We start from the raw sequence: 14,681 nt of genomic DNA on the forward strand, positions 1-14,681 counted from the left end.
GGCTGACGCCATCGGGAGCAAGCCCCTCCCACACTCGAGCCCCTTCCTTCAGGATGAACCCGGTCACTGTGGGAGGGGGCCTGCTCTCGATGAGGCCCGAGCAGGCTGCGAAAATTACAAGCCTTCCAGCTCCGCCATCAAATCACTCAAGCGATCCACCTTCTGCGCGCTGATCTCATTCGCCGCCAGCCCATCGATGTACTCGGCCAACGCCGCCACCGTGCTGCACTCGAACATCGCCCGCAGCGGCACATCCCGTTGCAGGGTTTTCTGCACCCGCGAGGCAATCTGCGTGGCCAGCAACGAATGCCCGCCCAGTTCGAAGAAGTTGTCCTGTACCCCTACCCTTTCAACTTTCAGCACCTCGGCCCAGATCGCGGCCAAGGTGGCTTCAAGTGCGTTGCGCGGCGCCAGGTAGTCCTGGCTGTGCAATTGGCCGATCTCCAGGGTGGGCAGGGCCTTGCGGTCGAGCTTGCCGTTGGCGTTGAGCGGCAGGCGGTCCAGCCATAGCCAATGCAGCGGCACCATGTACTCCGGCAGTTCGGCGCGCAGGCGTTGCTTGATGCGGTCCAGGCGCTCGCCTGGGTTCAAGGTTTCATCGGCGGCCACCAGGTAGCCGACGAGGTGTTTGCCGTTGCCCCCCTCCTGCACGCCGACGGCCGCGTCGCGCACGTCCGATTGTTCGTGCAGGCGTGCTTCGATTTCCCCCAGCTCGATGCGGTAACCGCGAATCTTCACTTGGTGGTCGATACGCCCGACGTACTCCAGCACGCCATCGCTGCGACGGCGTGCCAGGTCGCCGGTGCGGTACAAACGCTCGCCCGCCGCGCCGAAAGGGTTCGGCACAAACACTGGGGCGGTGCGCAACGGGTCGCCGACATAGCCACGCCCCACACCGGTACCGGCTACGCACAACTCGCCTACCGCGCCTTGGGGCACCAGTTCCAACGCACCGTCCAGCAGGTACAAGCGGTTGTTGTCGGTCGGCGTCCCAATCGGCAGGTAAGTGCCACGGGTCGAGGCCAGGTCGACGCGGAAGAACGCCACGTCGTCCGAGCATTCTGCCGGGCCATAGGCGTTCACCAGCCCGATCTGCGGATAACGCAGCAACCACTGGTGCGCCAGCTCCGGCGGCATGGCCTCGCCGGTGGGCAGCATCCAGCGCAGGCCATCGAGGCTGATGCGCTCCTCGGCCAGCATGCCCTGGATCAGCGACGGCACGCTTTCCAGCACCGTGATGCCTTGAGTCTGAACATGCGCCAGCAAGCCTTGGGGATCGTGGGCGATGGTGTTCGGCACAATATCCACCCGCGCCCCGAACAGCGGCGCGGCAAGGAATTGCCACACGGAAATATCGAAGCTTTGCGAGGCCGTCTGGGCGATCACATCCGTCTCGCTCAGTTGCAGGTAAGGCACTTTGCTCAACTGGTTATTGAGCATGCCGCGCTGCTCGACCATCACCCCTTTGGGCAAACCGGTGGAGCCCGAGGTGTAGATCACGTAGGCGAGGTTGTCCGGTGCGCTGTAGACACCAGGGTTGGCACCCCGGGACGGCACTTCCTCCCATACCAGCAACTGACAGTCAAAACCATCCAGCAACGCGATGGCCTGCTCGCGGCACGCCTCGGTGCACACCAGCAACGGCGTACGGCTCAGGTCGATGATGCTGCGCAAACGCTGGCTCGGCAGGCCGGGGTCCAGCGGCAGGTAACCGGCACCGGCCTTGAAGCTGCCGATGATCATGCCCAGCAAGTCAAGGCTACGCTCGGCCAGCAACGCCACCGGTTGGTCCAGGCCGACACCCGCCGCGATCAGCGCGTGACCGAGCCCGTTACTGCGACGGTTCAATTCGTCATAGGTCCACTGTCGGTCCAGGCAACTGGCGGCAATGCGCTGTGGATGGGCGGCGACCTGCGCTTCGAACAGTTCGACATAACTGCGTTCCAGCGGGTAGTCATGCTCGCTCTGATTGCAGCCGTCCACCAGGAACTCGCGCTCCTGTTCGCCCATCAACGGCAGGTCGGCCATGTCGCCATGGAAACCCTGTACCAGCGCCAGCAGCAGGCGCTTGAACTCACCGAGCATGCCCTGCACGGTGGTTTCGTCGAAGTAGCGCTGGTCGTAGGACAGGTGCAACCCCAGGTCATCACCCGGATAGCACACGGCCGTCAGCGGGAAGTTGGTGTGGGTGCGGCCGGAGTCCGAGGTGGCATTCAGGCTTTGTGCGCGATCCAGTACCGAGACTTCCACCGGGGCATTTTCAAACACGAACAGGCTGTCGAACAGCGGCTGGCCCTTGGGCAACTCGCTGTGTTCCTGGATCGTGACCAGGGGCAGGTATTCGTACTCGCGCAGTTGCATGTTGCTGTCGAGCAGAGCGCTCAACCACTGGCGCACGCTGCAACGCTGGTCGTCCTCGGGCACCTTCACCCGCAGGGCGATGCTGTTGATAAACAGGCCGACGGTGCGTTGCATCTCGGGCATGTCCACCGGGCGCCCAGCCACGGTGACGCCGAACAGCACGTCACGATCGCCGCTCAAGCGGCGCAGCACCAACGCCCATGCAGCCTGGGCGAAGGTGTTGACGGTGAGTTGATGGGCCTGCGCCAACTCGCGCAGCTGCGCACCGTCGCGGGCCTCGAGACGGGTGTAGCAGTCGCCCACCACCATGCCACCGCTATGGCCGGCATGTTCACGCAGGAATGGCCGGTCGCTCGGGATCGGCGTGGTGCGCTCGAAACCTTGCAGGTTCTGCTGCCACCACTGGCGTGCTTCGCTCAGGTTCTGGCGTTGCAGCCAGGCAATGTAGTCGCGATAACGCGGCGGCGTGGCCAGTTGTGCCTCGCGCCCTTCGCCCAGGGCCATGTAGATCTCGAAGAAGTCATTCATCAACAACGAGCGGCACCACGCATCGATGAGGATGTGGTGGTTGCTCATCATGAACCAGTAGCGCTCGGCGCCGACGCGGATCAGGCGCAGGTGGAACGGCGCCTGGTTGAGCAGATCGAAACCGGCTTCGCGCTCCTTCTTGAGCAGCGCTTGCAGACGCGGCTCCTGCTCGCTTTCTGGATCAGCACTCCAATCCAGGTACTCAATCGGCGTACTGCCCGGCTGATGGATCACTTGCAGCATGTCTTCGCCAACGTTCCAACAGAACGAGGCACGCAAGGCTTCATGCCGGGCGATCACCGCCTGCCAGGCCTGGGCGAAACGCTCAGGGTCCAGGGTGCTGTCGATGCGGTAGCGGTCCTGCATATAGTAGAGACCCGTGCCCGGTTCCAGCAGGGTGTGCAGCAGCAAACCCTCCTGCATTGGCGTCAGCGGGTAGACGTCTTCGATGACGCTGGCGGGTACCGGCAAGCTGTCCAGTTGCGCCTGACTCAAGTGCGCCAGGGGGAAGTCCGACGGCGTGAAACCGCCAACATCGTCCCTGAGGCAGTGCGCAATCAGGCTGCGCAGTTCGGCCAGGTAGGCATCGGCCAGAGCCTGGAGAGTCTGCCGATCGAAGCGTTCGCGGCTGAAGGTCCAGCGCAGCACCAGCTCACCGCCGTACACCTGGCTGTCGATGCTCAGTTCGTTGGGCAACGGTGCATCCGGGTCATGGGCCAGGCCGGCCGACTCGTCCAGCGGGTGGAACAGCGCATCGGCGCCAAAGCTCTGGTCGAATTGACCGAGGTAGTTGAAGGTGATGCCGGCGCTGGGCAGCCCGGCCAGGGTCTGCTTGCACAGGTCGTCCGCCAGGTAACGCAGCACGCCATAGCCGAGGCCCTTGTGGGGGATGCCGCGCAGTTGCTCCTTGATCGCCTTGATCGAAGCGCCCTGCTCCGCCAGTGGGGTCAGGCGCAGCGGATAAGCACTGGTGAACCAGCCGACGCTACGGGTCAGGTCGATATCATCGAACAGGGTTTCACGACCATGGCCTTCCAGCTGGATCAGCGCCGAATCATGCCCACTCCAGCGGCACACCACACGGGCCAGCGCGGTCAACAGCAGGTCATTGACCTGGGTGCGGTAGGCGCTGGGGGCCTGTTGCAGCAACTGGCGGGTGTGTTCGGCATCCAGGCGAACGCTGACGGTATCCGCATCCCGATTACGCAGCGCGCCTAGAGGACGCGTCACCGGCAATGCCACGGCCGGGCCGGCCAATTGAGCCTGCCATACCGTCAATTCCTCGCGCAGGGATTCACTGTGGGCATAAGCCTGCAAGCGCGCAGCCCAGTCACGCAGGGCGCTGGTCTTGGCCGGCAGGCTGACGGACTGGCCTTCGCTCAGTTGGCGATAGACGTTTTGCAGATCCTCCAGCAGCACCCGCCACGACACGCCATCGACCACCAGGTGATGGATAGCGATCAGCAGGCGCTGTTGCCCTTGCGGGCCATCCACCAGCAAGGCGCGCAACAGCGGGCCGTGCGCCAGGTCGAGGCTGCGCTGGGTCTCGGTGAACAGCGCGGTGCACTGCGCCATATCGTGCACGTGCGCCTGCATCAGCACGCCGCCCTGGGGCACGGCCAAGTGCTCGGCGTGCCATTGCGCGTCGCGCTGGCTGAAGCTCAGGCGCAGCGCGTCGTGGTGTTCCAGCACCGCCAACAGCGCTTGCTCCAGGCGATGGGGCTCGAGCAGTTGCAGGGGCTTGAGGACAAGCGCCTGGTTCCAATGCTGACGTTCGGGAATCGGGGTATCGAAGAACCACTGCTGGATGGGCGTCAGGCCCGAGCTGCCGGTGAGCACGCCCTGCTCGGCCGTCACTTGCTCGACGAGCGTGGCAACCGCCGCCAGGGTTTGCACGGTCTGGTGCTGGAACAGGTCGCGGGGGCTGAAGTGAATCCCCGCCTGCCGCGCACGGCTGACCACCTGGATCGACAGGATCGAGTCGCCGCCCAGTTCAAAGAAGTTATCGTCCAGGCCGACTTGCGGCACGTTCAACACGGCGCACCAGATCGCGGCCAGGGTGCTTTCCAACGGGTTGCGCGGGGCCACGTACTGTTGGCGATTGGCCTCAGGGTCCGGTTGCGGCAAGGCACGCCGGTCAAGTTTGCCGTTGGCGGTCAACGGCATGCTGTCCAGCACGATCAGGTGCGCGGGCACCATGTAGTCCGGCAGTTGCGCCTTGAGATGCGCCTTGAGCGCATCGCGTAATGCGCCGTGCTCGGCATCGCTGACCAGGTAGGCCACCAGCTGTTTGCCGCTGGGCGAATCCAGCGCCAGCACCACGGCCTCGCGTACGGCGTGGTACTCCAGCAGGCGGGTTTCGATCTCGCCCAGTTCGATACGGAAGCCACGAATCTTCACTTGATGGTCGATCCGCCCCAGGTACTCCACCAGACCATCGGCGCGTTGGCGCACCAGGTCGCCGGTGCGGTAAAGACGCCCGCCGTCACGCGCGAAGGGATCGGCCACGAAGCGTTCGGCGGTCATGCCCGGACGCTGGTGATACCCCTGGGCCAGGCCGGCGCCACCGACGTACAACTCACCGGTCGCACCTTGCGGCACCAAGGCCAGGTCGGCGTCGAGAATGTACGCCACGCGGTCCCCGATGATGCTGCCGATCGGTACGCTGCCGGCGCCCTCCTCCAACTGCTCGGGCGCGAGGCTGGCCAGCGGCATCACCACGGTTTCGGTCGGCCCATAGGCGTTGAAAAACACCTGCGGCTGAAACGCCGCACGGATGCGCTGCAAGTGTTCGCCGGTCAACGCCTCGCCACCGGTGATGCACATGCGCACCGGCAACGTCTGCTGCTGGGTCGCCAGCCATTGCGCCAACTGGCTGCCGTAGCTCGGCGTAAAGCCGAGGATATTGATGCGATGGGTACGGATCAGCGCGCAGATCTCTTCTGCATCCCACTGGCCCTGGGCCCGCAATACCACCCGCGCACCGCAGAGCAACGGCACCAGCAAACGTTCGGTAGCGGCGTCGAAGTTGATCGAATAGAAGTGCAGTTCGCAGTCGTCCGGGCGCATGCCGAAGCGCTCGATCACGGCCTGGCAGTGCATGGCGATTTCGCCGTGCGACACCACCACGCCCTTGGGCTTGCCGGTGGAACCGGAGGTGTAGATCAGGTAGGCCTGGTGCTGCGCCAGGCTGATAAAGGGCAGTTCATCGGCCGGGTAATTCTCCAGCACCGGAAGGTCATCTTCCAGGCACCAGCAGGCCACGGTCGCCGGCAGTTCACCCAGGGCTTCGAACATCGCTGCATCGCTGAGCAGCAGGCCAATGCCGCTGTCTTCGATCATGTAGTGCAGGCGGTCCAGCGGGTATTCCGGGTCGAGCGGCACATAGGCACCGCCCGCCTTGAGGATCGCCAGCAGGCCGATGATCATTTCCAGGGAGCGCGGCAACGCCAGGCCGACGCGTACCTGCGGGCCGACACCACGCTCGCGCAGCATCCAGGCCAGGCGATTGGCGCGGGCGTCCAGCTCGCGGTAGCTGAGGGTAACGCCGGCGAAGGTCAGCGCGGGCGCATCGCCACGGGCTTTTACCTGTTGGCTGAACAGCGTGTGAATGCACTGATCAAGGCGGTGCTCGCCCGCTTCGACGCCCAGGCTGTCCTGCAACGCGCGCTGTTCCGTGGCGCTGAGCAACGGCAATTCGCTCAGACGCTGCTCGGGGCTGGCGATCAGCGCTTGCAACAGATTGCGCCAATGCTCGGCCATCCGCGCAATGCGCGGCTCATCGAACAAGTCGGTGCTGTAGGTCAGGCAGCACCCCAGGCGATGGTCAAGGTCGGTGACTTCCAGGTTGAGGTCGAACTTGGTCGCGCGCGCATCGTTGGCCAGGTACTCGACCGTCATGCCGGCCAGTTGGCGGCTCTGCTGGAACTCCCAACGCTGCACGTTGCACATCACCTGGAACAACGGGTTGTACGCCGCACTGCGCGGCGGTTGCAAGGCTTCGACCAGATGGTCGAACGGCAGGTCCTGATGGGACTGGCCCTCGATCACGGTGTGACGCACCTGTTCGAACAACTCACCCACGGTCATCTGCCCATTGAGCTGGCAACGCAGCACCTGGGTATTGAGGAACGCGCCGATCAGCCCTTCGCTTTCCGGGCGGATGCGGTTGGCCACGGGGGCGCCGATGCGCAAGTCGGTCTGGCCGCTGTAGCGGTAGAGCAACACGGCCAGGGTGGCGGTCATGGTCATGAACAGGGTCAGGCCGCGTTCGGCGTTGAAGGCGCGCACGCGGGCCGCCAGGTCATCGCTCAATTCGAAACGGTACAGCTCGCCACGATGGCTTTGTACCGGTGGCCGTGGGCGGTCGCCGGGCAGTTCCAGCAGCGGGTGCTCATGACCCAGTTGCGCGGTCCAGTAATCCAGCTGGCGTTGGCGTTCGCCGGCTTCCAGCCATTGGCGTTGCCACACGCTGTAGTCGAGGTATTGCACGGGCAACGGCGCCAGCGGCGAGTAGCGCTCGTCGATAAAGGCTTCGTACAACGCGCTGAGTTCACGGGCAAAGATGTCCATGGCCCAGCCTTCGGTGACGATATGGTGCAGGGTCAGCACCAGGTAGTGCTCCTGCTCACCGGCCTTGACCAGGCACGCGCGCAGCAGCGGGCCGGTTTCCAGGTTGAACGGTGTGTGGGCTTCATGGTCGGCCAGCTGCTGCAAGCGTTGCTGGCGCTCGGTTTCGCAGAGCGCCGAGATGTCCTGCCAGCCCATGCGCACGCCGGACTGCGGCGCGACCTTCTGATAGGCCACGCCATCGACACTCGGGAAGGTGGTGCGCAAGGTTTCATGGCGCATGATCAAGGCTTGCAACGCCGCCTCGAAACGCCCCACATCCAGCACCCCGCGCAGGCGCGCCATGCCGCCGACGTTGTAGGCCGGGCTGTCCGGCTCCATCTGCCAGAGGAACCACATGCGCTGCTGGGAGTAGGACAACGGCACCGGTTCGCTGCGGTCGACCTTGGCGATGGTGGTTTGTTGGTTGCGTTGCCCCGACGCCTGGATCAGCCCGACCTGTTCAGCAAAAGCGCCCAACTCGCTGGCTTCGAACAACGTGCGCAACGGCAGCTCGACGTCACAGGCCTGGCGGGTACGGGAGATGATTTGCGTGGCCAGCAGCGAGTGGCCGCCCAGGGCGAAGAAGTCATCGTGCAGGCCGATCTTCGGCAGGCCAAGGACCTCGCGCCAGATCGCGGCGATCTGCTGTTGCAGCGGCGTTTCAGGCTCGACGTGCTCACGGGTTTGCCACACCGGCTCCGGCAAAGCGCGGCGGTCGAGCTTGCCGCTCGGGCTCAGAGGCATGGCGTCCAGACGCATCAGCAGGGCGGGCACCATGTACTCCGGCAGCTCGGCGGCCAGGGCATTTTTGACCTGCTGTTCGTCCAGCTCGGCATGGGCGGTGTAGTAGCCGATCAACTGTGCGTCACGCACCAGCACCACGGCCTGGGCGATGCCGTCCAGGGCGAGCAGGCGCGCTTCGATTTCTTCCGGCTCCACCCGGAAACCGCGGAGCTTGACCTGTTGGTCGAGACGGCCGAGGTACTCAAGCACACCGTCGGCGCTCCATCGGGCGCGGTCACCGGTGCGGTACAGGCGCGCACCTTGGTGGTCGGCGACAAAGCGCTCAGCGGTCAACCCAGGACGACCGAGGTAACCCCGCGCCAGGCCAATGCCACCGATGCACAGCTCACCCGGCACGCCAACGGGCACGGGGTTGAGCTGCTTATCCAGCACGCGACAGATCACATTGCCCAGCGGGCGGCCAATCGGCGAGCGCTCGCCATCCTCCACGCGGCAGTGCCAGTGCGTCACGTTGATCGCGGTCTCGGTCGGGCCATAACGATTGTGCAATTGCACCGCCGGCAACTGCGCCAATACGCGGTTGCGCAGCTCGGCGGGCAAGGCTTCACCACCGGAGAACAGGCGGCGCAGGCTGGTGCATTCGGCCACCAAGGGTTCATCGATAAACAGCTGCAACAGCGGCGGCACGAAGTGCAGCGTGGTCACGCCGTGTTCCTGGACCAACTGCGCGATACGGTGCGGATCACGATGCTCGCCAGGTCCAGCCAGCACCAGGCGGCAGCCGGTGATCAGCGGCCAGAAGCATTCCCACACCGACACGTCGAAACTGATCGGCGCCTTTTGCATCAGCACATCCGTGTGGTTGAGCTGATAGGTGGCTTGCATCCATTGCAAGCGTTCGGCCAGGGCCGCATGGGTGTTGCCCACGCCCTTGGGCTGGCCGGTGGAGCCGGAGGTGTAGATCACGTAGGCGAGGTTGTCACCCTCCAGGTGCAGGCCCGGGGGCTGGGTCGGCCAACTGTCGAGGTGCAGGCTGTCCATGGCGATCACGCACACGCCATCGGCCGTCGGCAGGTGTTCGAGCAAGGCGGTCTGGGTCAACAGCAGGTGCGCGCGGCTGTCCCGGAGCATGTAGGCCAGGCGCTCGGCGGGGTAGTCCGGGTCCAGCGGCACATAGGCACCGCCGGCCTTGATGATCGCCAGCAGGCCGATCAGCAACTGCGGCGACCGCTCGGCAGCGATGGCCACGCACACGTCCGGGCCAACGCCTTTGTCGCGCAGGTAATGGGCCAGGCGGTTGGCCTGGGTATGCAGTTGGGCGAACGTCAGGCTGCCGTCCTGCCAGACCAGCGCGGTGTTATCAGAGACAGAGGGGTTGAGCAGTTCGGGCAGCCATTGTTGAGCGGGGGCACACGGCGCCTGGCTCCACGCTTGCTGTTCGTCCTGCTGCATCAGCTTGAGGTCGCCGAGGGCACGCTGCGGATGCTCGCAGATCGCGTGCAGCAGGTGGATGAAGTGTTCGGCCAGGCGCTGGATCGTCGCAGGCTCGAACAGTTCATCGGCGTAGTCGAACGACAGGCCCAGGCGCCCATTGCGGTCTTCTTCAGTGTGCAGTTGCAGGTCGAACTTGGCTTCGCGGCTGTGCCACGGCAGCTCGTCGGCAAGCATGCCCGGCAGGCGGCGCAAGACACTCAGGTCGCGTTGCTGGTGGTTGAACATCACTTGGAACAAACCCTGTTCGCGGGCCTGCGGGAACGCCTCCAGCAGTTGTTCAAAGGGCAAGTCCTGATGCGCCTGGGCGCCCAAGGCGGCCTGGCGTGTCGCGGCCAATAGCTGGTTGAACGGCAAACGCCCGTCCAGTTCGGCGCGCAGCACCAGCGTGTTGATAAAGAAACCGACCAGGCCCTGGGTTTCCTGGCGTGGGCGGTTGGCGTTGGGCACGCCAATGCGGATATCGCGCTGGCCACTGTAGCGATAGAGCAAGGTCTGGAACGCCGCCAGCAACAGCATGAATGGCGTGGACTCATGGGACTGGGCAGTCTGGCGAATCGCTTCGCTGAGGCTGGCGCCCAGGCGCACGCTGTGGCGTGAAGCAGTGTGGCGTTGCTGCGCCGAGCGCGGGTGGTCGGTGGCCAGGCTCAAGGCCGGATGCTCCTCCCCCAGTTGCGCTTTCCAGTACGCCAGTTGGCGCTGGCCTTCGCCTTCGGCCAGCCATTGGCGTTGCCAGCTTGCGTAGTCGGCGTACTGCAAAGCCAGGGGTGGCAACGCCAGGGTTTGGCCCTGGGCAGCGGCGGCATACAGTCGCGAGAACTCGTCGATGAGCAGATTCAGCGACCAGCCGTCAGCAATGATGTGGTGCAGCGTCACCAGCAGTTGATGATCTTCATCCTCCAGGCGTACCAGGGTCACCCGCAGCAGCGGGCCGTTTTCCAGGTCGAACTGGGTACGCGCTTCGTCCTCGCGGATCTGTTGCGCGCGGGCGTCACGTTCGGCGGCGGGCAGGTGGCTGAGGTCGATGACGTGCAGATCGAAATCGCTGTTGGCGTCCACACGCTGGAAGGCTTGGCCATCGCGCTCATAGAAACGTGTGCGCAGGGCTTCGTGGCGCTGGATCAAGTGCTGGAAGCTGGCACGTACCGCGTCCTCATCCAGCTCGCCACGCAAACGCAGGGCGCCGGGGATGGTGTAGGCGCTGCTCAGGGGATCCAGTTGCCAGGTGATCCACAAGCGATTCTGGGCCAGGGATTGGGGCAGGTCTTCGTCGCGCGATAGGGTGTGGATCGCGCCTTGGGCAACGCCACCGTCCTGTTGCAATTGCGCGATATGCGCGGCAAAGCCTTCCAGGGTCGGGGCTTCGAACAGCATGCGCAGGTTCAGCTCCAGGCCGAGGTCTTCGCGCAGGCGCGCGACCACCTGGGTGGCGGTGATGGAGTTGCCGCCGAGCAGGAAGAAGTGATCGTCGGCCGCCACGCTCGCCACGTGCAACTGTTCGCACCAGATCGCCGCGATCCGGCGTTGCAACTCCGCCCCCTGCGCCGCATTAGGCGCCGGCGCATGCAGGTCGGGGAACTGCGCATAGCTATCGAGGCTGCCATCGGCATGACGCACCGCGCAGGCCGCGCGTTGCAGCTTGCCGCTGGAGGTCTTGGGCAAGGCACCGGGGTTGAGCAGCAGCACCACGCACGGCGCCTCTTGGTAGGCCTCGGCCACGGCCTGGCGGATGGCTTTGATCAGCGCTTCAGGCGGCAAGATCTTCTGCACGCTGCGGCTGATTTCCGCCGCAATGCCAATACCTTCCTGGCCCTGATCATTCACCGCGAACGCCGCAACGCGACCCTTGCGCACCACTTCCACTTCGCGCTCGATGGTCTGCTCGATGTCCTGGGGATACAGGTTGTGCCCGCGCACGATCAGCAGGTCTTTCAGGCGGCCGGTGATGTACAGCTCGCCCTCGCGGATAAAGCCCAGGTCACCGGTGCGCAGCCAGGTGCGGCCGGCGTGCTGTACGAAGGTCTTGGCGCTGGCTTCGGGGTTGCGCCAGTAGCCATGGGCGATGCTCGGCCCGCTGGCCCAGATTTCGCCGACGCCGTTGTCGGCCAGTTCGCTCAAGGTGTGCGGGTCGACGATCAGCACCCCATGGTCCGGCTGGCTCGTGCCGCAACTCATGATCGCACTGCCCTGCCCTGGTTCGGCGCGGTTGGCGGCCAACGCCTGTTCGTCGACACGCAGCGCGGGGATGCCATGGCCACGGCGGCCACCGGCGACAAAGAGGGTCGCTTCGGCCAGGCCGTAGGAGGCGAAGAAGCTGTTCGCGGTGAAACCGCAACGGGCGAATTTCTCGGCGAAGCGTTCCAGGGTGTCGAGGCGGATCGGCTCGGAGCCGGAATAGGCCACGCGCCACTGGCTCAGGTCGAGACGCGCCAACGCCGACTCACTGACCCGCTCACTGCATAAACGGTAGGCGAAATCCGGGCCGCCGCTGATGGTACCGCCGTACTCGCTGATCGCTTCCAGCCAGCGCAGCGGACGGCCAAGGAAGTACGCCGGCGACATCAGTACGCAGGGCACGCCGCTGAAAACCGGTTGCAGCAGGCCGCCGATCAGGCCCATGTCGTGGTACAGCGGCAGCCAGCTGACGATCACATCGTCCGGGTTCACGTCGATGCCGAAGCCTCGGCGGATCAGCACTTCATTGGCAACCAGATTGCCGTGGCTGACTTGTACACCCTTCGGCAACGCGGTGGAGCCAGAGGTGTATTGCAGGAAGGCAATGTCGTCGGGTTGCAGGTCGGGGGCGCGCCAGCTGTCCGCGATTTGTGCGTCCAGGGTGTCGACACTCAACACCGGCGGCGCGTTTTCGAGCTGCGCCAAGCCATCGCCGAGGCTGGCGATGGTCAGCAGCAGGCGCGGCTCGGCGTCGGCGATGATCGACAGCAGGCGCGCCTGGTGATGCCGGCGGGTGGACTCCGGCGGGTAGGCCGGCACTGCAATGATGCCGGCGTACAGGCATCCGAAGAACGCCGCGACATAGTCCGGGCCGCTGGGGAACAGCAGCACCGCACGCTCGCCCAACGTTGCGTTGGCCTGGAGGGCGGCGGCGATGGTGCGGGCGCGCAGGTCCAGGTCGCGGTAACTGAGCACGATGCTCTGTTCGGCGGACTCGGCGAGAAAGCGCAGGGCCACTTGGTCCGGGGTCTGCTCGGCACGCTGTTGAAGGGACTGGACCAGGGTGCGGGGAAGTTCGAAGGCGTCCATCTTGGGGTTCCTGCCTGAAATCGGCTTACGGGAAATTCGGGAATGGGAGGGGGCGTTCAGCCGGCGGCCAGTTGCCGCGCCGTGCCATTGCGCCAGCGGGCCAGGTGCTCGTCGGCATAACGCCGCAGGCAGCGCAGCACGGCGCTTTCGTGCTGCACGAGAAAGAAGTGGTGGCCGTCGAACATATCCAGGGAAAAGCCACTGGCGGCGTCGGCCTGCCAATCGAGCAATTGGTCGGCGCGCACACTGTCCTGCTTGCCGCCGAACACATGGATCGGCATGTCCAGCGGCGTGCGCTGGCCATAGGTGAAACTGCCGCACAGCAGGAAATCGGCGCGCAGGATCGGCAGCATCAATTTCATCAACTCGGGATTGGCCAGGGCTTCTTCGGCGGTGCCTTGCAGTTCGCGCAGGCGGGCGATCAGTTGCTCATCGGTCTTTTCAATGGCGTATTCACTGACATCACGGCGCGCGGGCCCGGCGGTGCCGGAGGCGAACAATGCCAGCGGCGCAGGCACATGGCGCTCGTTCAGCGCATGCGCCAGCTCGAAGGCCAGCAGGCCACCCAGGCTGTGACCGAACAGCGCGTAGGGGCCGTCCAGGTCGCGACTGATTTCATCCGCCAACTGCGCGGCCAATACCTTGATATCACGCTGCAACGGCTCGTCCATGCGCATGCCACGCCCGGGCAACTCCAGCGGGCACACTTGCAACCACTCCGGCAGGGCGCGGCGCCAGCGCACGTAGACCATGGCGCTGGCCCCTGAATAAGGCAGGCAAAACAGGCGCAGTCGAGTCGGCGCACTCATCGCCGGTGGCCCCCACACTGAATCACGCTGTATGCACGATAGAAACCCATCTCGCCCTCCTGCGGGTGCTGATCCTTGGCCGTTTTACTAACGGACCTGTCACCCAGAAGAACGGACGGCACCGGCAAATAATTAGTCGCCGGGGGCGAGCGAGACGTGGCTCACACCTTCCGCAAAGGCATAAGATTAGTTCGCCTTCTCATTTGACAATCATTATCATTAAGCATAATTTGTTGCCCGATGTGTAGGAGGCCTCAGCAAGGACGCCCTCCCCTAACCTCTTTAGCGACAAGGTGATTTCCATGACGGAACAAGTATCCACAGGCAGGTGCGACTCACCGCTGCTCCAGGCATTCGTCGACAATCGGCTGATCCTGGTAAAGATCGCAGCACGAATTACCGGGTGCCGCTCCCGGGCCGAAGATGTGGTGCAGGACGCCTACTTCCGGCTGCAATCGGCACCGACGATCACCTCATCGTTCAAGGCCCAGTTGAGTTACCTGTTCCAGATCGTGCGCAACCTGGCGATCGATCACTACCGCAAGCAAGCCCTGGAGCTCAAGTACTCGGGCACGGAAGAGGAAGGCTTGAATGTGGTGATTCATGGCGCATCACCGGAAACCACCCACATCAATTTCAACACCCTGGAAAACATCGCCGACGCCCTGACGGAGCTGCCCCAGCGCACCCGCTACGCATTCGAGATGTACCGCCTGCACGGCGTGCCGCAAAAGGACATCGCCAAGGAACTGGGTGTGTCGCCAACCCTGGTGAACTTCATGATCCGTGATGCGCTGGTGCATTGCCGCAAAGTGTCGGGCAACCATAGCGATACGTTTGCGCGGCGGGTCTGACTGAGGCCACCCCCACCCT

3 protein-coding genes are annotated in these 14,681 nt (G+C 64.5%); 1 reads left to right on the forward strand and 2 read right to left on the reverse strand.

Annotated elements, in window-relative coordinates; translation table 11 throughout:
• Positions 1 to 114 precede the first annotated feature (114 nt).
• Together AC1Q6I_RS25845 and AC1Q6I_RS25850 are read right to left on the reverse strand one after the other, a co-directional pair.
• Entirely contained in the window at positions 115 to 12,999 is a 12,885-nt protein-coding gene (locus AC1Q6I_RS25845) for a non-ribosomal peptide synthetase (RefSeq protein WP_102624828.1), read from the reverse strand.
• A gap of 56 nt (positions 13,000 to 13,055) precedes the next feature.
• A complete protein-coding gene (locus tag AC1Q6I_RS25850; protein ID WP_024076667.1) occupies positions 13,056 to 13,808 on the reverse strand; it encodes a thioesterase II family protein in 753 nt (250 codons plus the stop codon).
• Positions 13,809 to 14,110: 302 nt separating this feature from the next.
• Here AC1Q6I_RS25850 and AC1Q6I_RS25855 point away from each other — a divergent pair, with 302 nt between their 5' ends.
• Positions 14,111 to 14,662, forward strand: a complete 552-nt coding sequence (locus AC1Q6I_RS25855; protein WP_024076668.1) for an RNA polymerase factor sigma-70 — start codon at positions 14,111 to 14,113, stop codon at positions 14,660 to 14,662.
• Positions 14,663 to 14,681 lie beyond the last annotated feature (19 nt).

This window comes from Pseudomonas sp. MPR-R2A5 (genome assembly GCF_058793055.1).

Coding starts and splice junctions, on each gene's coding strand:
- AC1Q6I_RS25845 (WP_102624828.1), bottom strand. CDS start 12,999: ATGGACGCCTTCGAACTTCCCCGCACCCTGGTCCAGTCCCTTCAACAG.
- AC1Q6I_RS25850 (WP_024076667.1), bottom strand. CDS start 13,808: ATGAGTGCGCCGACTCGACTGCGCCTGTTTTGCCTGCCTTATTCAGGG.
- AC1Q6I_RS25855 (WP_024076668.1), top strand. CDS start 14,111: ATGACGGAACAAGTATCCACAGGCAGGTGCGACTCACCGCTGCTCCAG.